Origin of the sequence: Acinetobacter sp. 251-1 (assembly GCF_030329305.1) — a bacterium.
GTDB classification, from domain to species: Bacteria; Pseudomonadota; Gammaproteobacteria; order Pseudomonadales; family Moraxellaceae; genus Acinetobacter; species Acinetobacter piscicola_A.
Window position 1 is genome coordinate 49,938 of record NZ_JACANS010000008.1, and the last position, 20,236, is coordinate 70,173.

Consider the following 20,236-nt stretch of genomic DNA (forward strand, 5'->3'; position numbering starts at 1 on the left):
TGAGCGTATGATAGAGTGTAGCAGTCATGATGATCTTTGAATAATGTCTTAGAATATGAATGATTTTAAGGGTCTTATGCAACTGCTAAGAGACAAGAATTTGGGAAAACTAGAGCATTATAATGCCAGCATATCAATTTACTGCTATTGATGCTTCAGGAAAGCAACAAAAAGGTGTGTTAGAGGGAGATTCAGCACGCCAAATTCGACAACAATTGCGGGATAAAGAATGGATTCCAGTGACCGTTGACGCTGTCGAGCAAAAGGATAAAAGTAAAAGTACGGGATTATTTCAAAAGAAATTTTCAGCCTATGAGTTGGCACTGATGACGCGTCAGTTATCAGTGTTGGTTGCGGCATCTATTCCACTTGAAGAGGCTTTACGTGCTGTTGCCAAACAAAGTGAAAAAACACATGTACAAAACTTACTGTTAGCTGTGCGCTCTAAAGTGCTTGAAGGGCATTCTTTGGCACAAGCGATGCAACAATCGGGAAGTTTTCCAGACTTATACATTGCCACAGTTGCTGCGGGTGAGCGTTCAGGGCATTTGGATTTAATTTTAGATCAATTGTCAGATTACACCGAAAACCGTTTTGCCATGCAAAAGAAAGTACAAGGTGCCATGATCTATCCCATTATTTTGATGCTCATGTCGTTTGGCATCGTCATGGGATTGATGACTTATGTAGTCCCTGACATTGTTAAAACCTTTGATCAAAGTAAACAAGCCTTACCTTGGATTACGGTCGCATTGATGAAAGCCAGTGATTTTATTCGTACTTCATGGCCTTTTGTGTTGGTTGCAAGTGTGATGGGGATTTTCTTGTTAATACGGTTTTTAAAAACAACCGCAGGCCATTATGCTTTTGATCGTTTAGCACTCAGGTTGCCATTATTTGGTAAATTATCCCGTGGTATAAATTCGGCACGTTTTGCCAGTACCTTGTCCATTTTAACCAAATCAGGGGTTCCATTGGTGGATGCGCTGAAAATTGGCGCAGCCGTCAGTAATAATTGGATCATTCGTGATGCTGTGAATATTGCTGCAGAAAAAGTCACGGAAGGTGGAAATCTTGCAACTCAATTAGAGCGTTGTGGTTATTTCCCACCGATGATGGTGCAAATGATTAAAAGTGGCGAAGCATCAGGTGAGTTAGATCGTATGTTAGAGCGTGCTTCAGATATGCAAGATCGTGAAGTGAGTACGTTTATTTCAACGTTATTGGCACTGCTTGAACCTTTGATGTTGGTGTTTATGGCAGGTATTGTTTTGGTGATTGTGATCGCTGTGATGTTGCCAATCGTCAATATGAACAATATGATTTAAGCGAAATATTTTGATTATTTTTATAAATAATTTTAGAGAGTAAGTAAATGCAAAGGAAAATGAATAGAAATAAACAATCGGGTTTTACACTGATTGAAGTGATGGTGGTGATTGTAATTTTAGGTGTGTTGGCTGCACTGATCGTACCGAATGTGATGGGACGTGGCGAAAAAGCCAAAGTGGATACCACAAAAATTACTTTAAAAGGTGTTGCGGGTGCTTTAGACCAATATAAATTGGACAATGGACATTTCCCTAATACTCAAGAAGGTGGTTTAGATGCTTTAGTGAATCAACCTGCCAATGCGAAAAATTGGATGCCTGGGGGGTATTTGAAAGGCGGTTATCCAAAAGACAGTTGGGAAAATGATGTGCAATATGTGATTCCAGGTTCTGAAGGTCGTCCATTCGATTTATATTCGTTTGGTGCAGATGGTCAGCAAGGTGGTGAAGGCAATGATGCGGATATTTATTATCAACCTTAATTAAATCGCTTTGTTGTGAAGGAAATAATCACTTTACTTAGTTGAATGAATAAATATGAAGTGAAGTGATTATGTTTCTTGATTATATGTTTAAATGTAACTTGATGATAAATATTAAAAATAAATAAATTATTTTATTGAGATATATAATAAGAATTATTCCCATATTTAATAGTTACAAGAAAGTTAAATCATGGATAAAAATAGACTTTTTATTTATTTAAAAGCTTGCATAATGCTCTTTAAAGGCAACTAAATTGCAAGGAGAATAAGATGAAAGCATTATTTTTGTCAGATGAAATTAATCAATTTCATTGGTCTATGCTCAAATCTGTTCTTTTGATTTTGAGTTTATTGCCGATGAGTCGAGTATTATTCAATGTATGGCAAGACCTAGATGCAAGTAGCCAAATTATGATGGGCTTTTTAGGTTTGAGCGTCTTTAGCGCAGTTGCAATCATTAGTTTTTATCACGCTTTAAATGCAATAGTTTCAACATTAAATGTTGAGCATTTATCTAAATTTGATGGCATTTTAGTTCGAGTTTATCGTTATATGCCTATGCTATTTTTAGCGAGTATGTTGTCTTATTTAGCAACTCAAATTTAATAAGATGACGATAACGTAAAAAACCGAGCTTGGATGCTCGGTTTTTTTATTTTTAAAATAAAGTTGCTGATGTAGTGAAATCAACGTCTAGACTTAAAACTTACATCAACTTTACGTGGACGATATATCCAACCCACAATCAATAATAATAAAGAGAAGATTAAAATTGGCCAATCACTTAAGCGTGTATACAAAGTTTCACCTTGCATTGCGGGTAAATCACCACGTAAAACCGCCTTTTGATCCATAGGTGCTTGTTTCACAATATGACCATTATGGTCAATAAAAGCAGTAACACCTGTGTTCGTCGCACGAATAAACCATCGTCCATTTTCTTTGGCGCGCATTTGTACCATTTGTAAATGCTGTTGAGGTCCTGCTGTACCTGTAAACCACGCATCATTAGATACAGTCACCAGAAAATCACTATTGGTCGCATTACGACGTGTCAAGTTCGGATATGCCACCTCATAACAAACTGCTGCTGCAAGTTCATGATTTTTGATTTTAAAAGGTTTTTGATCACTTTCACCACGAGAGAAACCACTCATAGATGGGTCATTTTGTAGAGCAGGAAGCACCCAACTCAGTAAACCTGATAATGGAATGTATTCACCAAAAGGAACAAGGCGTTGCTTTTTATATAGACCTGATGAATCTGTACCAGAAGCCATCATGCTATTGTAATACATGGGATGCCCCACTTGTTTGGACTCTTGTAAGTCCCAATAAGGAATCCCTGTGACCCATGCTGAACCTGTTTGCTTGGCTTTTTCATCCATCATGTGTAAAAAGTCAGGAATATCACTTTGGAATAAAGGAATAGAAGACTCAGGCCAAACAATCAGATCACGTCCCCATTCATTACGGGTTAACTCTACATAAATTTGTAAGGTCTTGATTTGATATTCAGTCAGCCATTTTAAATCTTGTGGAATATTGCCTTGAATGAGTGAAACAGAAAGTGGTTTCTCAGCTTTAGGTTGCACAAAATGAATAAATGAAGCACCCCAAGCACCCAATAATAAAATGGCTGAAGGAATGATCCAAATCAGTTTTTTATGCAAAATCTCAACGAGTGCACAAGCAAGAATAATCACGACAAATGACACTGCAAAGACACCAAATAACGGTGCATAGCCATCTAAGAAGCGTTCAGTGAAGGCATAACCTGCAAATAACCACGGAAAGCCTGTAAATACCCATGTTTTTGCCCATTCAAATGCGACCCAAAGCGGTGCAAAGGTTAAAGGCGTTTCTGGGAAGAAGCGTCGATATAACCATGTTTGAACGGCTGTAAATAAACCCATTAATAGCGCCATGATCATGATCATGAGGACGCTTAGAACTGCATTTGTATCGCCATAAGTATGAATGGATGTATAGAGCCAAAAAGCACCAACGAACCATAGACCAAAACCATAGCTCCAACCCAAAATGAATGCTTGTTTGGGATTACGTCCTTTAAGACTCGCATAAAGAAGTGCAGGCGATAAAATAGCCAGCCACCACCAGTGAAAAGGGGCAAGTGCGAGACTAAACACCGCACCTGACATCAAACAAATTAAAAGTGGAATAATAAAAGGAATTTGCTTTTGTTGTTCTGACGGATTTAGTAATTTGTCAAAATAGGCTCTCATTTACGTACAGCTCGAATCAGATGAATAGTGCGGGCATCTGCTTCAATAATGGTAAATTGCCATGATTCAAGTTCAATCACTTGTCCTTGTAAGTCACTTACTAAGCCCATTTCTTGAAGCAATAGACCGCCCATAGTTTCTACTTCATCGTCAGAAAAATCAGCATCTAAAACATTGTTAAAGTGTTCAATTGGTGTAAGTGCTTGTACGATCCACGCATTGGCTGTGTTATGTGAAGGGTCGGGGAGAATAAATTGAGCTTCTTCATCGACATTGTCATGTTCATCCTCAATTTCACCCACGATCTCTTCTAAAATATCTTCTAAAGTGACCAAACCTGCTGTAGAACCATATTCATCAATCACAATGGCAATATGGGTTTGCGTATTTTTCAACATACGCAAAACTTGGTCAGAACGCGCACTTTCAGGGACAAACAGAGGCTGACGCATAATGCTATGCACATCAACCTTAATGGTGCGATCGGTTAAGTAAGGTAATAAGTCCTTTGCAAGTAAAATACCCACAACATTTTCAGGTTGGTCGGCTGAAAATACAGGAAAACGAGAATGTGCAGATTCGATTAAAACATGCAAAATATCAAGTAATTGGTCGTCTTCTTGTAAGCTAACCATTGCAGTTCGTGGGGTCATGACTTCACGAATTTTTGTTGCAGGAAGGTCTAAAACGCCTTCTAACATGGCAACGGTATCGGGTTCTAAAAAACGACGTGAATCTTGTACTAATTTTAGCAATTCATCGCGAGTTTCGGGTGCTGTACCTAACCATTTGCGTAAGCCACGCATTCCCCACGACGTGCCTGATTCCTCGTGCATGATCTTTCCTAAAGACTCTAAATATCAAATAATCGAATTTTTATCATACCTTAGAAAATACAGATGTCTATCGAATAAATGCATTGAGACGATGAAACTATGCGTCATTTTGTAGAGAAGAGACAGTGCTGATTCATCAAGGAAGTTTATGTTAAAATCAGATCACTCTTTTCCTGATTTTTGAGAATGAATATGTCTGAACAGTTGCCTACACCGAGCATACAGTTGAATACTCGTGGTTTGCGTTGTCCTGAGCCTGTGATGATGTTGCATCAAGCAATTCGTAAGTCCAAATCAGGTGATATTGTTGAGGTTTTTGCAACGGATAATTCAACCTCTTGGGATATTCCAAAGTTTTGTATGCATTTGGGACATGAGCTACTTTTGCAAGAAGAAAAACTTGATGAGCAGGGCAATAAAGAATTTCATTATTTGGTGCAAAAAGGCTGATGATTTTTTAAGGAAAATAGATGCAAAAACAAAAAATAGAAGTGCATCTGACTGCTGATTTGAAAAATGAGGAATCATTTTTCAAATTTAAAAAAGTTTGTTTGGAATTGGATGCGAAGCCTCTTGAAATCATTCTTGCTAGAGGTGATCACCCACGTCAAATTATGCTTTCAAAGGAAATGCAAGAAAATCAATTAACACGAGTACATCAAGCCGTACAACGTTGGATTAATCTTTTTGAACACAATCAAATAGCCATCATTCGAAAAAAATATGAAATTCCTTTTTTTAAAGATGTAAGCGATGATTTTAAAATCGATTATTATGAATGGCATGGACAAATTGAATATAAACATGTTTTAGAATTAAAAATATTCTGTGAAATTCATCGAGTTCATTTGTCTTATAATTCATTAAAAAATTTTGAAAAATATAGATTTTTAACCTTGCGTGAATATGGTGATGCCTCGATTTTTTTGGCAAGATTAATACAATTAAAAGCGGAATTATACAATCAAAATAGAAAACTCATTAAAGAAAGAGTAGAGTGCTGTATTTATGATAGTAATATCGCTTTAGATCAAGGTTGGCTCAGTATTTGAATAACAAAGAAGACTAAAATGAATGAAATGAGACAACTTGCATGTGAAGGGCTGATTCGACGTTTTGCTAAAAGTCATCACTATTTCCCTTTTATGTTGAAAGGTAGTTTTTTAACTCGACAATATTTTCCTGCATATATTGAACGGAAGCCTCAAGATTTAGATTGGGTATGTCTAAAACCGCTTGTAGATCGAAGTTTTGTAGAAGATCATTTAAATGAGTGGATGAATTATTTAACGACCGTTGATTTGAATGATGGTATTCGCTATGAAGCATTTTCAAAAGAACACTATTGGTGGGAATTGGATTATGTGATGTCTGATGATTTTCCAACAGTCAGTACTTCTATACTTGCATGGATTAATGGGCAGAAAATTGATGTTAATATTGATGTTTCATTCAATTTAAAAATTTCTGATTTTCAGTACAATCTGACATACATTCCATTGGTTGGAAAGAATTTTAACTTATCACAAACGCCTTCTTTAGCGACACAAATTGCATGGAAGTTGCATCAATGTATTGTGAATCCTCGTTTCAAAGATATTTTTGATTTAACCTATTTGTTAAAGCATTCATCTTTTAAAAATATTAATTCACAACTCTCTACAATTGAAACTTTAAAAGCTGAGTGTGAGCGGGATGGAATCATTTTAGAAGACTATTTAAGCCCGAAGAAATTGATTTTGGCTGATGCTCGAAGAGAATTATCTCAGCGATGGAAAGCTGAAAAAAGTGAGTTTGGATTTACTGATAATAAGCATATTCCGAAAAATTTTGAGAAATTTTGGGATAATTTTACTCAATCTTTATTTGATGTTGGGTTATTAGAATTAAATTAAATATACAAAGAAATAAACCCGCACTCGGCGGGTTTATTTTTTATGTCAAAAAGAAATTACATGTTAGGGTAATTAGGACCACCGCCACCCTCAGGTGTTACCCAAGTGATGTTTTGTGAAGGGTCTTTAATATCGCAAGTCTTACAGTGAACACAGTTCGCAGCGTTGATTTGGAAACGCTTAGAGCCGTCATCATTTTCCATGATTTCATAAACACCCGCAGGGCAGTAGCGCTGAGCAGGCTCATCCCATTTTGGTAAGTTTACATTTACAGGAATAGAGGCATCCGTTAACTTCAAGTGCGCAGGCTGATTTTCTTCATGAACCGTATTTGAAACGAATACAGAAGACAAACGGTCAAAAGTCAACTTACCATCTGGTTTTGGATAGTTCGGTTTGAATGTAGACGCATCTACAGTTTTTAATGCACTGAAATCAGGCACTAAGTCATGCAATGTAAATGGCACTTTAAAAATATTTTGATCGATAAAGTTAAATGCACCACCCATCCATAAACCGAATTTATGCATTGCAGGGCCAAAGTTACGTGAACGATGTAACTCTTCTTTCAACCAACTATTGTTGAATTTGTCTGTATAAGAGGTTAATTCTTTGATAAAGAAATCTTCGCCTTCAGCAACACGTGCATAGCCAACTTCACCACCTTTTTCAACACCCGCAGCAATCGCTTCAAATACAGCTTCACCACAGAGCATGCCTGACTTCATAGCCGTATGCGAGCCTTTGATTTTTGCAAAGTTTAAGAAACCTGCATCATCACCAATCAAGCAACCGCCTGGGAACGTCAATTTAGGCAGTGAGTTTAAACCACCTTTTACGACTGCACGTGCGCCGTATGAAATACGCTTACCACCTTCAAGATATTGCTTGATCAGTGGATGGGTTTTCCAACGTTGCATTTCAGCAAATGGGTACATGTGTGGGTTTTCGTAAGATAAATCTACGATCATACCCAAAGTCACTTGGTTATTTTCAGCATGGTATAACCACCAACCGCCTGAAGAACCTGTTTCAGCCAATGGCCAACCCGAACCGTGCATGACAAGACCAGGCTTATGTTTTGCAGGGTCGATTTCCCAAAGTTCTTTGATCCCAATACCATAATGTTGTGGATCGGCATCTTGGTCTAGGTTGTATTTTGCAATGAGGCGTTTACCTAAGTGACCACGGCAGCCTTCTGCAAAAATGGTGTATTTGGCATGAAGTTCATAACCTGGGGTAAAGTTGTGCGTCGGTTCGCCATCTTTACCAATGCCCATATCACCTGTTTGAATGCCTTTTACAGAACCATCTTCATGATAAAGGACTTCAGAAGCAGCAAAGCCTGGGAAAATAGACACTTCTAATTCTTCGGCTTTAGTCCCTAACCAACGAACCACGTTACCTAAAGAGATGACATAGTTGCCGTCATTGTGCATGGTTTTAGGTACCATCCAATGCGGTGCTTCTTGAGACTTTTCAGCCGACATTAAGAAGAAAGTTTTGTCTTCTGTGACAGGCACGTTTAAAGGTGCGCCTTCTTCTTTCCAGTTCGGAAAAAGCTCATTAATAGCACGAGGTTCAAGTACAGCACCAGAAAGGATATGCGCACCAACTTCAGAGCCTTTTTCAACAACACAGACGGAAAGGTCTGGGAGGTTGTTTTCAATAGCCAATTGACGAATTTTAATCGCAGCAGAAAGACCCGCAGGACCTGCGCCTACGATCACTACGTCAAACTCCATCGATTCACGTTCGATGTGTTCCATGTAGGACTCCTCATATTTCTAAGGGTGGCAACCGTGTGCATCATTGCTTTAATTTTAAATCGAACAACAATAAATCGGTGCTGCCGTGAGTGTTCTAAACTTCCGTGATACGAATTAGGACTCGTATCATTAATATATTTTGCGCTAGTATAGTTATAAACCTTGATCTAGCCAATTGGCTGAGTCGTATTATTTTTTAGTCAGCAAGGCATAAACCATGGTAAATCAAAATAATCCAACATCAGAGGCTCAAAATCAGCCTGATTCTGATAATAAAAACTTAATCAGCATTGCACAATACTTAAAAGGTGTACAGTCGGGTCACAAAAGGTCAATACCCCCTTTACAGCAATGGCAACCAAAGCATTGTGGCAAAATGGATTTAAAGGTAAAAGCCAATGGAGAATGGTGGCACGAAGGTCAATTGATCAAACGTCAAGCACTCTTAGATCTGTTTAGTACAGTGCTGTGGAAGGAAGACGGGAAGTTTTATTTAAAAACCCCTGTTGAGCAAATTGAAATTGAAGTGGAAGATGAACCTTTATTGGTGAATCAAGTCGATCAAGTTGAGATTGGCGGACAAATATATTTACAAGTCACAACGAGCAATCAAGATGTGGTTTTGGTCGATGCAGAACATCCGATTTTTATGCGACAATATCAAGGTGAATTAAGACCTTATGTGCATATTCGCTTTGGAATAAATGCATTGATTCAACGCCACGCATTTTTCCATCTCGTTGAGTACGGTACATTGCTCGAAAATGCGCAAGGTGATACGATTTTATCGCTACAAAGTGGTGATTTTCACTTGCAATTGGGCACTTGAGGTTTAAGCTAGTCTATAATTTTTTGACTCATATCGTAGTGGATCAGATGAGCGCCATTCTCCCTTTATATCCTTTAGAAAATCCAATGCCCAAAGCATCTGCAGATGCCCCCATTGGTATTTTTGACTCGGGCATAGGTGGGTTGTCGGTTGCTCAAGAAATTGCCAACTATTTACCGAATGAGCGTATTTTATATTATGCAGATACCGCACATGTGCCGTATGGTGCGCGTGATGACCAAAATATTCGTGAGCTTACAGCTCATGCCATTGAATGGTTATATCGCCAAGGTTGTAAAATTGCGGTAGTCGCGTGTAATACTGCTTCAGCTTTTAGTTTGGATTATTTACGTGAACATTATGGGGAGAATTTTCCAATCGTGGGTTTAGTGCCTGCATTAAAACCTGCGGTATTGCAAACTAAATCTAAAGTTGTTGCTGTGTTGGCAACCCCTGCGACATTTCGGGGTAAATTGATTAAAGATGTCGTGCAACGTTTTGCTGAGCCTTCAGGCGTTGATGTGATCACAGTCACGTGCTTAGAACTTGTACCTTTTGTGGAAGCAGGTTTACAAAATAGTGAACAGTGTAAAAAAGCCTTAAAAAAAGTTTTAGACCCTGTGATCGCACAACATGCAGATTATTTGGTATTGGGATGTACGCATTACCCATTTTTAAAAGAAGCGATTCAGCAGATTTATGCAGATCAATTGACTTTGGTGGATTCTGGTTTTGCAGTTGCACGACAAACGGCAAGAATTTTAATTAAAAATGGGTTATTATCCGAAATCCCGTTGCAACATGAAATCCAGTTGATGTGTAATGTCAGTGGTCATAATGCACATACTTTACAACCCGTCCTAAAATATTTAATTCCAGAAAAAATATCATGGTCAATTCATGATGTTATTTGATAAACTGCAAGATCAGTCCAACATATAAAATTAAGAAAACTTTAATTTTATTTATTTATATTTATAAGTGTAGGGCATATAACTTCATGATTTGTTTGGGGCAGATCAATATTTAAGCTATATGAAAAGGATGGGTTAACCTATGCTCGACAAACGTTATCAAGTCTTTATTACAACATCTGGCAAAGAAATGCAGCCAGAACGAATGATCGTGTCACAAACACTCATTGGAATGGGATTTTTTTCATGGGGTTTAGAGCAACGTACACCTTTAAGCACAGCATTTGCACGTCGTCAGATTGATGATTGTGATTACGTTTTATTGCTTTTAGGAAGCCAATACGGAGAGCAGTCCGTGTCTGGTGTCAGCTATATGCATTTAGAATATATTTATGCTGTGACCAAACAAAAACCTGTAATTGTCTTTTTGCATGAAGCGCCTGAGTCACGTGATGCGACTTTGCAGGAATCACGTGCAGAATTAAAAGAAAAGTTTTATGAGTTTCGAAACCAGTTGCAAAGAGAAGTTGAGCAAGTGGTGACGTATAGAACCTTAAGAGATTTAGAATTAAGCGTACGTTCTTATATGCCACAAATGTTGGAGCGTTATCCTGTTGTGGGATGGGTACGTCCACAAAATATCCAAGTGTTGCAAGATGAAATTGATCGTTTAAAAACGCAATTGGCACAGGTAAAACACAGTCAAGCGCCGAAAGAAGCAGACCCTTTCTTGACTCTACCGAAAGTGTCTATTCATGATGTGTTTAATTTTGACTATCGGGTTCATGCTTATCAAGATGGCAATTTTAAAGAAATGAATCCCATCCGTGAAATGACATGGATTGAAATTTTAAAAGTATTATCTGTAGAGTTTAGACAAAAGACTCCTGAAGATAGCTTTTCTAAAGTATTAAATGAATATCTGAATCGATCTGGTTTAGCTGATGTTCAGGTTTCGATGCCAAGAGTACATGCTGTGGCACGCGCGCAAATTAATGTGCGTGCTTTACATACCATTAAACAGCAAATGCGGCAAAATGATTGGATTGTACCGATTGGTCGTGATGATCGTCAGCGTATGTTATGGCAAATTACTAGCAAAGCTTTAAGACTTCTAGAAAACTCACAAATGTTAGGTGCACGTTCTTTGATTATCTAAAATTAAGGACATTTGCTTAGATATTCGGTAAGGTATAGTGAAGTCAATTAATTTGAAAATACAATGAAGCTTGCAAAACCGAAAGTTTTAGTGATTGTTGCAAATTTAGGTACGCCTGATGCGCCGACTGAGGTGGCTGTTCGGCGCTTTCTAAAACAGTTTTTGTCTGATGGGCGTGTGATTGAAATTCCCAAGTTCATTTGGCAAATTATTTTACATGCTTTTGTCTTACCATTTCGTCCTAAACGCGTTGCGCATGCTTATGCACAAGTGTGGCTAAAAGATTCTCCTATGCGAGAAATTTTGTTACAGCAAACCAGCCTATTAAAGCAGCAACTTATCGCACAAAATCCAACACTTGATCTGCATCTTGTTCCTGCGATGACGTATGGTCAACCTGGGATTACACAAGTACTGCAAGATGCCGAGCAGCAAAAGTATGATCAAATTATTTTGTTGCCACTTTTTCCACAATATTCAGCAACATCGACTGCACCCTTGTATGATGCTGTTGCAAAATGGATCCCCACACAACGTAATTTGCCTGCACTGACCATTATTCGTGATTATTATCAACATCCTGCATATATTCAGGCTTTAGCAGACAGCGTCATTCGGTTTCAACAAGAGCATGGCTACGCTGAAAAATTATTGATGTCTTTTCATGGTATTCCACAGCCTTATGCAGATAAAGGTGATCCCTATGCAGAGCGTTGTCGTGTGACGGCACAGAAAGTTGCAGATGCTCTCAATTTAACGGATGATCAATGGCAAATTAGTTTCCAATCTCGTTTTGGTAAACAAGAATGGGTTAAACCCTATACCGACCAAGTATTACAAGATTGGGCAGCGCAAGGCGTGAAGTCAGTACAAATTATGAGTCCTGCATTTTCAGCCGACTGTTTGGAAACTTTAGAAGAATTGGCATTGCAAAATGCAGAACTCTTTATGCAAGCAGGCGGGCAGTCGTATCAATATATTCCTGCATTAAATAGTGATGCTGCCCATATTGAATTTTTAGCTGAATTGTTACAAGCAAATTTAGATCCACTCAGTACCACATTTAAAGCGATTTGAGGAAAAAATATGTTACAAGTCAAAATTGTACCCGTCACTGCATTTGCTCAAAATTGCTCAATTGTGTGGGATTCTGAATCTAAAGAAGCGGTGTTAATTGATGCAGGTGGTGAGCCTGAAAAATTAAAGAAAGAAGTCGAAGCTTTAGGTCTAACAGTAAAAGCGTTGTGGCTGACACACGGGCATTTAGATCATGCAGGCGCTGTCGGGGCTTTGGTGAAAGATTGGAATGTACCTGTGATTGGTCCACATAAAGAAGATGCTTTTTGGTTGGATATGATTCAAGAAGTATCAGCGCGCTATGGTTTTCCTATCCCTGAACTTGTGCAGGTCAATCAATGGTTAGAAGGTGGCGAAACGCTGAAAATAGGGGATGAAGAGTTTGAAGTACGCTTTGCACCGGGACATACACCCGGCCATGTGATGTTTTACAATGCAAAGTATGGCGTACTGTGGACGGGTGATGTTTTATTTAAAGGTTCGATTGGGCGGACAGATTTTCCGAAAGGCAATCATCAACAGTTATTAGACTCGATTCAACGTGAATGTTTTAGTTTGCCTGATGAAACCCAATTTATTTCTGGGCATGGACCGATGAGTACAATTGGTTTTGAAAAACAGCATAATCCATTTGTAGCAAGTAAAGCGGGTTAAACTCTTCTTTTACGTTTGCCGTAAAAAAGCTTTATTCTTTTTGGTAATAAACCTTGAGTGAATAAAGCTTTTTTATCATCTGTATTATTCAAAAGGGTTGGAATTTTTTTTACGAATCTCTAAGCCGATTAAAACTGCTGCAATGATGAAAAGTATGGCAATGACAAAGAAGAGTCCGTCAGAAGCGTAAAAGCCGAGGACAATAAAAAGCAAACTTAAAATAAGCGAAAGAATAAAAATAATTTTTAATACGAAAGACATAATTTTTCTCGAGTGAAGTCACATTATTTTTAAAATAAAACAGCAATAATTTGAAAATATGGTTAAGTTATAATACAAAGTGCATCAGTTGCTCTTGTTATATTGTAATGAAATATTGCCCGTACTTATGAGTCTTCAGCTTGCGGGGCATCTTCTGTCGGTAATTTATAATCTTCACTAGCCCAAGCACCCAGATCAATGAGTTTACAACGATCTGAACAAAATGGACGAAACTCATTATTTTCCCAAGTCGTTGGCTCACCACAACGTGGGCATGGAAAAGTGCGTGGCATGATTTGTTCCTCATTTTGAAAAGTGAAATAGGCAAAGTGCGTGAGACTTGCTAGACTTGTGCCGATTTTTCTTAGTTTGATCTGATTATGCCGATTCGTCAATTTCAAGCGCAGCGTATGCATGCTCCCCGTGATTTTCAACCGATTGAAAATAATCCTATTTGTATAGAAATTGGCGCAGGCAAGGGTAAACATGCATTGCTGTTTTCAGGACAACATCCTGATTTAAAACTCATTGCGGTTGAAAGGACACGAGAAAAATTTTTAGCCATGCAAAAACAGCATCAGCTTGAAGGACAAGCCAATTTAACCACAATTCATGCAGATGCTTTACCGTGGGTGGTACATGCCTTGTATCCACAACAAGTACAACAATTCTTTATTTTATATCCGAATCCTGAGCCACATAATCCTGCTCAACGTTGGTTAAATATGCCATTTTTTGAATTTCTAATTTCACGCTTGCAGTATAACGGTACAGTGACATTGGCAAGTAATATTCCCGAATATATTGCAGAAGCAGAGCAACAACTCAAGGATATTTGGAAATTACCTTATGAAAAACAGGTGATTGCTCAGGATTCAGCACGGACGCATTTTGAAATTAAATATCTGGAGCGTGGTGAATTGTGTCAACAGTTGGTCATTTCTAAGCCTGAAAACTATGTCACTCGCTTTGATGATTTTCAGCCTTTACAAGGTCAAAATGTACAAGTGACTGAGCTTACCGATGGGGAATAAGCGAATTGCCATTGTTGGGGCAGGCCCTGCGGGCTTAATGGCTGCGGAAGTACTCAGTGCGTTTGATTATGACGTACATGTCTTTGAGCAAAAGCCTTCAGCGGCACGTAAGTTTTTGATGGCAGGGAAAACAGGGCTGAATATTTCCCATGCCGAGCCTATAGCACAATTTTTACAACGTTATGATCAGGTGCAATGGTTAAGTCCTTGGATCAACCAATGGGATGCAAATTGGATTCAAGCATGGATGCAGGATTTAGGGATTGAGTCTTATGTCGGGACGTCAGGGCGGATCTTCCCGATTGAAATGAAAGCTGCACCTTTGCTTCGAGCATGGTTAAAACGTTTGATGGAACAGAAGGTTAAATTTCATTATCGTCATCAAATTTTGGATTTAAAACACCAGACTTTAAGCATTCAAAATTTAAAATCAGAACAGATATTTGAACAAAATTTTGATGCAATTGTTCTTGCTTGTGGCGCAGTATCATGGTCACGCCTAGGGAGTGACGGTGCATGGCAAAAATGGTTAGATGCGAATGAAATAGAACCCTTTCAAGCAAGCAATGCGGGCGTTGAAAGAGCATGGTCGACGTTTATGCAACCTGTATTAGGGCAACCGTTGAAACGTGTTGAAGCATGGGTAAAAGGACAGTCTAAGACGCAGGGCGATATTGTCATCACCCATTATGGTTTGGAAAGTGGGTTGATTTATAAACAAGGTCGGTCTTTGCGTGCTTTACAAAAGCAGGAGCAGGCTTTAACACTATATTTAGATTTATTGCCTGATTTAAGCCTTGCGCAATTGATACAAAAATTACAACCCTCAAAAAAACAATCTACTGCGAATATTTGGCGTAAAGCAGGTTTGGATGTTGCTAAAGCCAGTTTAGTGCGTGAAATCGTCGATAAATCATTGTGGAATCAAGTCGAAACGTTAGCGCATGAGATTAAGCATTTGAAAATTGAGCTGTCAGGTTTTCGTCCTATTGAGGAAGCGATCAGTTGTGCTGGCGGTGTCAGAAAAACGGGATTGAATGAGTATTTACAGCTCAAATCCAATTCATCTGTATTTTGTTGTGGGGAAATGTTGGATTGGGATGCACCTACAGGCGGCTATTTGTTGACGGCTTGTTTTGCGACAGGGCGTGCAGCAGGGCAAGGTGTACATCAATATTTAAGCCATGATGCAGCAATTGTATAAGATTAAATTTAGATTAACTTTCCAAATATATGCTACTTTGAAATGGTTTGATATGAAGAGAGAAAGGCATGTCTGCTGAAAAATTATATACAGGAAGTTGTTTGTGTGGCGGGATTCATTATGAAATTCATGGTGAAATTGGTGACCTTATCGAGTGTCATTGCAAGCGTTGCCGTAAAGCCAATGGGACAGCCTTTGCCACTAACGCCCCGATTCAAAAAGCTGATTTTAAAATTGTCAAAGGTGAAGCTTTACTGAAAAAGTTTTCTTCTACACCAACCACAGAACGCTGTTTTTGTGCTGAGTGTGGTTCACCGATTATCAGCATTAAAGCCGAAACGCCTGATACTTATCGTTTAAGAATTGGGACGTTAGATACCCCACTTGAGCATAAGCCGACTATGCACATTTTTGCTGCTTATAAAGCAGAGTGGGACACGATTTGTGATGGTTTGCCACAGTATGATGAACGACCTTAATGGGGTGAATTAAAGAGTCAAATCACATCATAATCATCATTTATTTTAATTACATTCCTCCCTTGCAAAGCAGTGTTTTTCGCCTTTTAAAAAGGGAGGAATAACCTGTGTAGGGTTATTTTGCAGTTAAAGCGTTACTTTCAAATTTGATGCCTTCCCAACCATTTTGCATAAACTGACGAATGTTTTGGTGGTCTGTTGCTTCAGGGCTTGCCAAAACAGCAGCATAATGTTCAGCAAATAAACTCAAGGTTTGTGCCTGATCCAAGCCATTTAGCTGAGCAAATGAAAAGACCTTTGCACTGCCTTGGTTTTCTGTTGAAGCATTGTGCTGTTGGCCATTTTGAAAGGCAGTTGGGGTGTGTGTATAGCGTGCTTCAATAAATGCCAATACATCTGAAAATTGAGCTTCGCCTGCTGCAAGTTGTGTCAAAAGTGGGTGGGTCATTTTTTAATTTCCAAAAGGGTCTAAAATTGAATACTGCGCTATGATAGCGAAAATGTATTAAAATCGACATGCTCTGCGATTAAAATGAATAGACATTGCTTTTTTTGTTAATATCAAAACAGGATAGCAATCGCTCAAATAAGATTTTAAATTACCCTATGAATCGCCATTTATTTAAATTTAAACAAGAAAAAATATTTTTCCGCTTATTTTCACGATTATTGCAATCTCCCATTTTGTTGATTTTACGCCGTTATTTAATGCGTTTTTCACCGTTTTTACGTTTAGAAAGCCAAGCAACAGATACCGTTTATATGTCATGGTTGGTGGATGTTGATTTGGTGAAGCAACGTTTTCCTGAGCCGATTCGTTTATGGGAGCATCAAGGAAAAACCATTTTTAGTATTTTGTTTTATCATCACCATCACTTTGGCTTACATTGTTTTGGTCCTGCTCGGAAAATATTTCCTTCTCCACATCAGAGTAATTGGCGCTTTTATTTGGCAGCAGATTTACTCCCTAAAACAGTGATTTTTGAGCAAATCGTGGTAGATAAAATGTTGCACGTTATGGGTGGGCGTATGTTGAGTGATGCAATGCCCGCACAATATGATCCAAACTTTGTACACCATGTTGAGCAAGGCGAGGCGTATTTAAAGATTCATGCCAAAATCAATATGGATGAACGTTATTGCTTAGATGTAAAACTGAAAAATACGGTTGAGCAGCCGTTAAAAGGGGATTGGGCTAATGTTTTTCCAACATGGGATGACGCTTTAGAATTTTTTGTGCCACAAGAGCATGTTTGGGTAGAGTGTGTTGATCAGCCACAACAGCTTTCTCAGGGCAATATTCAAATTGTCAGTGATTTTGCACAAATTCGTCCATTAGAAATACAAGAAATTGATTGTCCACTGCTTGCAGAGTTTGGGATTGATGCTCAAAGTAAAGCCTTATGCTTTTTTATTCCACATTTAGATTTTCATGTATTGGGCGAAAATCCTGTTGAATCTATATCGAATGAAACTACGGTCAATGCATCAGTAGATATGAAAAAGAAAGAAAAATAATGGGAAGGGCATGACAGCTTAAAATTAAATGATTTTTCTTGTTTCAGTTGCATGGTTTTAAATCAAAACCTGATTAGATTCTTGATGAGTCAAGTGCTATTCTGTGGATAACATTGGATTTATACACACGTGAGACGATTGAAATGAATTGGTTATTGGTCGCATGTGGGGGGGCAATCGGTGCAAGCTTACGCTATGGTGCAGGACTCATCATTGTTAAACCCCAGAGTTTATTTCCATGGGCAACATGGTCGATTAATCTCTTAGGTTGCTTTTTAGCAGGGGTGTTTTTTGCATTTACACAGAAATATCCAATTTTACAGCAAGAAACGCGTCTCTTTTTAATGGTCGGAATTTTGGGTGGTTTTACCACATTTTCTAGCTTTGGTTTGGAGACATTTCAGCTCATTCGTCAAGGACAATTTCCACTTGCTTTGGCATATACCATTTCAAGCGTCATTGTTGGTCTTATTTGTTTAGCCATCGGTTTTTATCTGTTTCAAATGATGTTAAATGGAAAATAAAAAAAAGCCTAAAGGGAGGAGTGCTTTAGGCTACCGTGAATAAATTAAACTCAAATATGTGGGTGAAAATTAGCGTTTAAAACGTGCAAAACGTTTGTTAAAGCTTGCAATACGTCCTTCATTGTTGATTTGACGGACTTCACCTGTGTAGAACGGATGCGAAGCACTTGAAATATCCAAGGCCACATAAGGATATTCTTGCCCTTCGTATTCACGTATTTGCTTGGTCTGAATCGTACTGCCAATCACAAAGTACGCATTGGCATTGGTGTCGTGGAATAAAACTTGGCGGTATTCAGGATGGATGTTGGGACGCATATTATTCTCCAATAAATTTTTTTGATAAAAGAAATGTTATAACATAACATCTAAAATGTAAAGTTCATTCTAAGTTTGTTAAGGACCATGTTGAAAAGATGGGTCAAAAAATAAGGCAAAAAAAAGAAGCCTAAGCAGGAGGATAGTTTGCTTAGACTTCAAAATATGGTTTTACTTTAATCGGAGCTGCTTAAAAAATAATTAACCAAACATGAATAAAATCTTAATTTTACTGAGGAACTAATTCTTCAAAGACATCGCTTAAATCATCGTGGACTTTGAGTTGGATCAGGTTCCAATAATGTCCTGAAATTGTGCGATTGACCATGAGTGTATCGGGTGAGGGCTTGAAAACATCCCAATATTTCAGTGATTTTTTCACCAGTTTTATGCCATCATGATGTGCTGAGTTTTCAGCAAAATCATAATGTGTAGTCAGTGGGCGTAATAAAACTTCTAACCATTCTTTATATAAATCTTCAGGAAATTTACCTTTTTCAGCAAGGGCATCCAAAGCGATTAATTCATTTTCAATGGTGCTAATATCAGCTTTACGACCTGCACGCACTAAAGTTTTAAAATGGCTAATGATCTCTGTAGAAAGGGTTTTTACGCCACCAAAGTCATAAATAATCACGCTACCATCGGCGCGGAAAGCAAAGTTACCAGGATGTGGGTCGCAGTGAAAACGTTTTAAAAAGAACATTTGCTGTCCCAATGCACGAATTAAACGTTCACCGATTTCATTGCGAATCGCCAAGTCCCATGTACTTGCAGTTTCAATATTGTCGCCTTTTTCCATGCTCAGCGTCAGAATACGTCTACTTGAATATTCAGGATAAACATGAGGAATAATAATTTTGTTGTCTAAGCTTTGATGGAATGTTTTAAAGACTTGTAAGTTCTGTGCCTCAATTTCATAGTTCAGTTCTTCATGCAAACTGTCTTGAATTTCTTTAAATAAACGGTCTTGTAGTTTTTTATCGACTTTTAACACACCCATTAAGCGCAGCGCCAAACGGACTTGTTTTAAGTCACTTTCACAAGCCTCATCTACACCCGGATATTGCACTTTAACCACAACTTCTGTGCCATTCGGTAGGGTTGCTTTATGCACTTGCCCAATAGATGCAGCGGCAAAAGGTTGTTCTTCGAAACTTGTAAAGACTTGCTCTAAAGGTTTGCCTAATTCTTTTTCGACCTGTTTTTTGATGTCAGCAAAGGGCATGGCAGGGGCTTGGCGTTGCAGTTTTGCAATGGCTTTTGCCACTTCAGGTGGAAAAATATCTTTGTACTGTGAAGCGAGTTGTCCAACTTTCATTACTGCACCTTTCATTTCACCTAAGGTGTCAGCAATTTGTAAACCAATGTCTTGAAGCAGCTTACTGCGAGCTTCATTTTTTTGATCTTCATCAGCATTAAAGTTGCGAATGGAATTGGACACAGTTTTGGTCGCAATACTTGCGGTCATCCCTGCAAGTTTCATAAAACGACGACCTGGTGTACTTGAATTTTTAGACATTCAGACAAATCCTTAAACTTTGATGAAGTTTTTTCTCATTTTGATCATAGGCGACTATTCTTAAACTGCCTACTTTAAATTGTTAAGATATTGTTTCTACTTTGCTATTTTTCTAAAAGCAGCATTGCTTGGATTTTTCATTGTGTACGCTTTGTTTCGCGTTACAATGATTTTAGTTGAA

Annotated in this window: 24 protein-coding genes; 16 read left to right on the top strand and 8 right to left on the bottom strand. The window is 38.3% G+C overall.

Annotated elements, in window-relative coordinates; genetic code table 11:
• Positions 1–122: 122 nt before the first annotated feature.
• From gspF to HX129_RS07970, 3 genes are all read left to right on the top strand, one after another.
• Positions 123–1,328, top strand: coding sequence for a type II secretion system inner membrane protein GspF (gene gspF, locus HX129_RS07960; protein ID WP_130074282.1), 1,206 nt, complete (start codon positions 123–125; stop codon positions 1,326–1,328).
• Between the two features lie 47 nt (positions 1,329–1,375).
• On the top strand, positions 1,376–1,813 hold the full coding sequence (gene gspG / locus HX129_RS07965) for a type II secretion system major pseudopilin GspG (RefSeq protein ID WP_130074283.1): 438 nt from the start codon (positions 1,376–1,378) through the stop codon (positions 1,811–1,813).
• A gap of 273 nt (positions 1,814–2,086) precedes the next feature.
• Complete coding sequence (locus HX129_RS07970; RefSeq protein WP_130074284.1) at positions 2,087–2,422, top strand: hypothetical protein; 336 nt, start codon at positions 2,087–2,089, stop codon at positions 2,420–2,422.
• An 80-nt stretch (positions 2,423–2,502) separates the two neighbouring features.
• Here the strand turns inward: HX129_RS07970 and lnt are convergent, their stop codons facing one another.
• The gene (gene lnt, locus HX129_RS07975; protein WP_286434862.1) at positions 2,503–4,062 is read right to left on the bottom strand and encodes an apolipoprotein N-acyltransferase; all 1,560 of its coding nucleotides are present in this window, start codon (positions 4,060–4,062) and stop codon (positions 2,503–2,505) included.
• A complete protein-coding gene (locus HX129_RS07980) occupies positions 4,059–4,898 on the bottom strand; it encodes a CorC family transporter (protein WP_217431197.1) in 840 nt (279 codons plus the stop codon). The genes lnt and HX129_RS07980 overlap by 4 nt, the downstream gene beginning before the upstream one ends.
• Before the next feature lie 192 nt (positions 4,899–5,090).
• Here HX129_RS07980 and tusA point away from each other — a divergent pair, with 192 nt between their 5' ends.
• The 3 genes from tusA to HX129_RS07995 are packed head-to-tail and all read left to right on the top strand — an operon-like array spanning position 5,091 to position 6,793.
• Positions 5,091–5,348: a sulfurtransferase TusA gene (gene tusA, locus HX129_RS07985; RefSeq protein WP_130074287.1), complete on the top strand. Its 258-nt coding sequence runs from the start codon at positions 5,091–5,093 to the stop codon at positions 5,346–5,348.
• 20 nt (positions 5,349–5,368) lie between these two features.
• On the top strand, positions 5,369–5,950 hold the full coding sequence (locus HX129_RS07990; RefSeq protein WP_286434861.1) for a hypothetical protein: 582 nt from the start codon (positions 5,369–5,371) through the stop codon (positions 5,948–5,950).
• Positions 5,951–5,968: 18 nt separating this feature from the next.
• Positions 5,969–6,793 carry a nucleotidyl transferase AbiEii/AbiGii toxin family protein gene (locus HX129_RS07995; RefSeq protein WP_180046819.1) on the top strand — a complete coding sequence of 275 codons (825 nt, stop codon included), beginning with the start codon at positions 5,969–5,971 and terminating at the stop codon, positions 6,791–6,793.
• 56 nt (positions 6,794–6,849) lie between these two features.
• Here HX129_RS07995 and HX129_RS08000 read toward each other — a convergent pair whose 3' ends face one another.
• Positions 6,850–8,562, bottom strand: coding sequence for an electron transfer flavoprotein-ubiquinone oxidoreductase (locus HX129_RS08000; protein WP_180046817.1), 1,713 nt, complete (start codon positions 8,560–8,562; stop codon positions 6,850–6,852).
• A gap of 217 nt (positions 8,563–8,779) precedes the next feature.
• On the opposite strand from HX129_RS08000, the gene HX129_RS08005 reads away from it, so the two are divergent.
• From HX129_RS08005 to HX129_RS08025, 5 genes are all read left to right on the top strand, one after another.
• On the top strand, positions 8,780–9,391 hold the full coding sequence (locus HX129_RS08005; RefSeq protein WP_286434860.1) for a DUF1285 domain-containing protein: 612 nt from the start codon (positions 8,780–8,782) through the stop codon (positions 9,389–9,391).
• Positions 9,392–9,438: 47 nt separating this feature from the next.
• Complete coding sequence (murI, locus tag HX129_RS08010; protein ID WP_130074292.1) at positions 9,439–10,305, top strand: glutamate racemase; 867 nt, start codon at positions 9,439–9,441, stop codon at positions 10,303–10,305.
• Between the two features lie 142 nt (positions 10,306–10,447).
• Positions 10,448–11,464, top strand: a complete 1,017-nt coding sequence (locus HX129_RS08015; RefSeq protein ID WP_180046813.1) for a DUF4062 domain-containing protein — start codon at positions 10,448–10,450, stop codon at positions 11,462–11,464.
• A 63-nt stretch (positions 11,465–11,527) separates the two neighbouring features.
• Positions 11,528–12,541, top strand: coding sequence for a ferrochelatase (gene hemH / locus HX129_RS08020; protein WP_180046811.1), 1,014 nt, complete (start codon positions 11,528–11,530; stop codon positions 12,539–12,541).
• Between the two features lie 9 nt (positions 12,542–12,550).
• Complete coding sequence (locus tag HX129_RS08025) at positions 12,551–13,195, top strand: MBL fold metallo-hydrolase (protein WP_180046809.1); 645 nt, start codon at positions 12,551–12,553, stop codon at positions 13,193–13,195.
• Between the two features lie 84 nt (positions 13,196–13,279).
• On the opposite strand, the gene HX129_RS08030 is transcribed toward HX129_RS08025, so the two are convergent.
• A complete protein-coding gene (locus HX129_RS08030) occupies positions 13,280–13,456 on the bottom strand; it encodes a hypothetical protein (RefSeq protein ID WP_165353079.1) in 177 nt (58 codons plus the stop codon).
• Positions 13,457–13,581: 125 nt separating this feature from the next.
• Positions 13,582–13,749 carry a DNA gyrase inhibitor YacG gene (locus HX129_RS08035; RefSeq protein ID WP_130074296.1) on the bottom strand — a complete coding sequence of 56 codons (168 nt, stop codon included), beginning with the start codon at positions 13,747–13,749 and terminating at the stop codon, positions 13,582–13,584.
• Between the two features lie 81 nt (positions 13,750–13,830).
• Here HX129_RS08035 and HX129_RS08040 point away from each other — a divergent pair, with 81 nt between their 5' ends.
• The 3 genes from HX129_RS08040 (at position 13,831) to HX129_RS08050 (ending at position 16,173) form a co-directional block, all read left to right on the top strand.
• The gene (locus tag HX129_RS08040; protein ID WP_286434865.1) at positions 13,831–14,490 is read left to right on the top strand and encodes a class I SAM-dependent methyltransferase; all 660 of its coding nucleotides are present in this window, start codon (positions 13,831–13,833) and stop codon (positions 14,488–14,490) included.
• Positions 14,480–15,694: a TIGR03862 family flavoprotein gene (locus HX129_RS08045; protein WP_286434859.1), complete on the top strand. Its 1,215-nt coding sequence runs from the start codon at positions 14,480–14,482 to the stop codon at positions 15,692–15,694. The genes HX129_RS08040 and HX129_RS08045 overlap by 11 nt, the downstream gene beginning before the upstream one ends.
• A gap of 68 nt (positions 15,695–15,762) precedes the next feature.
• Positions 15,763–16,173: a GFA family protein gene (locus HX129_RS08050; RefSeq protein ID WP_286434858.1), complete on the top strand. Its 411-nt coding sequence runs from the start codon at positions 15,763–15,765 to the stop codon at positions 16,171–16,173.
• 115 nt (positions 16,174–16,288) lie between these two features.
• Here HX129_RS08050 and HX129_RS08055 read toward each other — a convergent pair whose 3' ends face one another.
• On the bottom strand, positions 16,289–16,621 hold the full coding sequence (locus HX129_RS08055) for a HopJ type III effector protein (RefSeq protein WP_286434857.1): 333 nt from the start codon (positions 16,619–16,621) through the stop codon (positions 16,289–16,291).
• A gap of 158 nt (positions 16,622–16,779) precedes the next feature.
• Between HX129_RS08055 and HX129_RS08060 the strand changes: the two genes are divergently transcribed.
• Both HX129_RS08060 and crcB read left to right on the top strand, forming a co-directional pair.
• Positions 16,780–17,691, top strand: a complete 912-nt coding sequence (locus HX129_RS08060; RefSeq protein ID WP_286434856.1) for a DUF2071 domain-containing protein — start codon at positions 16,780–16,782, stop codon at positions 17,689–17,691.
• Positions 17,692–17,834: 143 nt separating this feature from the next.
• A complete protein-coding gene (gene crcB / locus HX129_RS08065) occupies positions 17,835–18,215 on the top strand; it encodes a fluoride efflux transporter CrcB (RefSeq protein ID WP_130074404.1) in 381 nt (126 codons plus the stop codon).
• Positions 18,216–18,284: 69 nt separating this feature from the next.
• Here the strand turns inward: crcB and HX129_RS08070 are convergent, their stop codons facing one another.
• Both HX129_RS08070 and HX129_RS08075 read right to left on the bottom strand, forming a co-directional pair.
• Positions 18,285–18,533 (bottom strand): type B 50S ribosomal protein L31, encoded by a 249-nt coding sequence (locus HX129_RS08070; protein ID WP_130074302.1) that lies wholly within the window; start codon positions 18,531–18,533, stop codon positions 18,285–18,287.
• Between the two features lie 229 nt (positions 18,534–18,762).
• On the bottom strand, positions 18,763–20,055 hold the full coding sequence (locus HX129_RS08075; protein ID WP_286434855.1) for an ABC1 kinase family protein: 1,293 nt from the start codon (positions 20,053–20,055) through the stop codon (positions 18,763–18,765).
• Positions 20,056–20,236 lie beyond the last annotated feature (181 nt).

Coding starts and splice junctions, on each gene's coding strand:
- gspF (WP_130074282.1), top strand. CDS start 123: ATGCCAGCATATCAATTTACTGCTATTGATGCTTCAGGAAAGCAACAA.
- gspG (WP_130074283.1), top strand. CDS start 1,376: ATGCAAAGGAAAATGAATAGAAATAAACAATCGGGTTTTACACTGATT.
- HX129_RS08055 (WP_286434857.1), bottom strand. CDS start 16,621: ATGACCCACCCACTTTTGACACAACTTGCAGCAGGCGAAGCTCAATTT.
- HX129_RS08000 (WP_180046817.1), bottom strand. CDS start 8,562: ATGGAACACATCGAACGTGAATCGATGGAGTTTGACGTAGTGATCGTA.
- murI (WP_130074292.1), top strand. CDS start 9,439: ATGAGCGCCATTCTCCCTTTATATCCTTTAGAAAATCCAATGCCCAAA.
- HX129_RS08070 (WP_130074302.1), bottom strand. CDS start 18,533: ATGCGTCCCAACATCCATCCTGAATACCGCCAAGTTTTATTCCACGAC.
- HX129_RS07980 (WP_217431197.1), bottom strand. CDS start 4,898: ATGCACGAGGAATCAGGCACGTCGTGGGGAATGCGTGGCTTACGCAAA.
- HX129_RS07990 (WP_286434861.1), top strand. CDS start 5,369: ATGCAAAAACAAAAAATAGAAGTGCATCTGACTGCTGATTTGAAAAAT.
- HX129_RS08030 (WP_165353079.1), bottom strand. CDS start 13,456: ATGTCTTTCGTATTAAAAATTATTTTTATTCTTTCGCTTATTTTAAGT.
- lnt (WP_286434862.1), bottom strand. CDS start 4,062: ATGAGAGCCTATTTTGACAAATTACTAAATCCGTCAGAACAACAAAAG.
- HX129_RS08075 (WP_286434855.1), bottom strand. CDS start 20,055: ATGTCTAAAAATTCAAGTACACCAGGTCGTCGTTTTATGAAACTTGCA.
- HX129_RS08035 (WP_130074296.1), bottom strand. CDS start 13,749: ATGCCACGCACTTTTCCATGCCCACGTTGTGGTGAGCCAACGACTTGG.
- HX129_RS08025 (WP_180046809.1), top strand. CDS start 12,551: ATGTTACAAGTCAAAATTGTACCCGTCACTGCATTTGCTCAAAATTGC.
- HX129_RS07970 (WP_130074284.1), top strand. CDS start 2,087: ATGAAAGCATTATTTTTGTCAGATGAAATTAATCAATTTCATTGGTCT.
- HX129_RS08045 (WP_286434859.1), top strand. CDS start 14,480: ATGGGGAATAAGCGAATTGCCATTGTTGGGGCAGGCCCTGCGGGCTTA.
- tusA (WP_130074287.1), top strand. CDS start 5,091: ATGTCTGAACAGTTGCCTACACCGAGCATACAGTTGAATACTCGTGGT.
- HX129_RS08015 (WP_180046813.1), top strand. CDS start 10,448: ATGCTCGACAAACGTTATCAAGTCTTTATTACAACATCTGGCAAAGAA.
- crcB (WP_130074404.1), top strand. CDS start 17,835: ATGAATTGGTTATTGGTCGCATGTGGGGGGGCAATCGGTGCAAGCTTA.
- HX129_RS07995 (WP_180046819.1), top strand. CDS start 5,969: ATGAATGAAATGAGACAACTTGCATGTGAAGGGCTGATTCGACGTTTT.
- HX129_RS08060 (WP_286434856.1), top strand. CDS start 16,780: ATGAATCGCCATTTATTTAAATTTAAACAAGAAAAAATATTTTTCCGC.
- hemH (WP_180046811.1), top strand. CDS start 11,528: ATGAAGCTTGCAAAACCGAAAGTTTTAGTGATTGTTGCAAATTTAGGT.
- HX129_RS08005 (WP_286434860.1), top strand. CDS start 8,780: ATGGTAAATCAAAATAATCCAACATCAGAGGCTCAAAATCAGCCTGAT.
- HX129_RS08050 (WP_286434858.1), top strand. CDS start 15,763: ATGTCTGCTGAAAAATTATATACAGGAAGTTGTTTGTGTGGCGGGATT.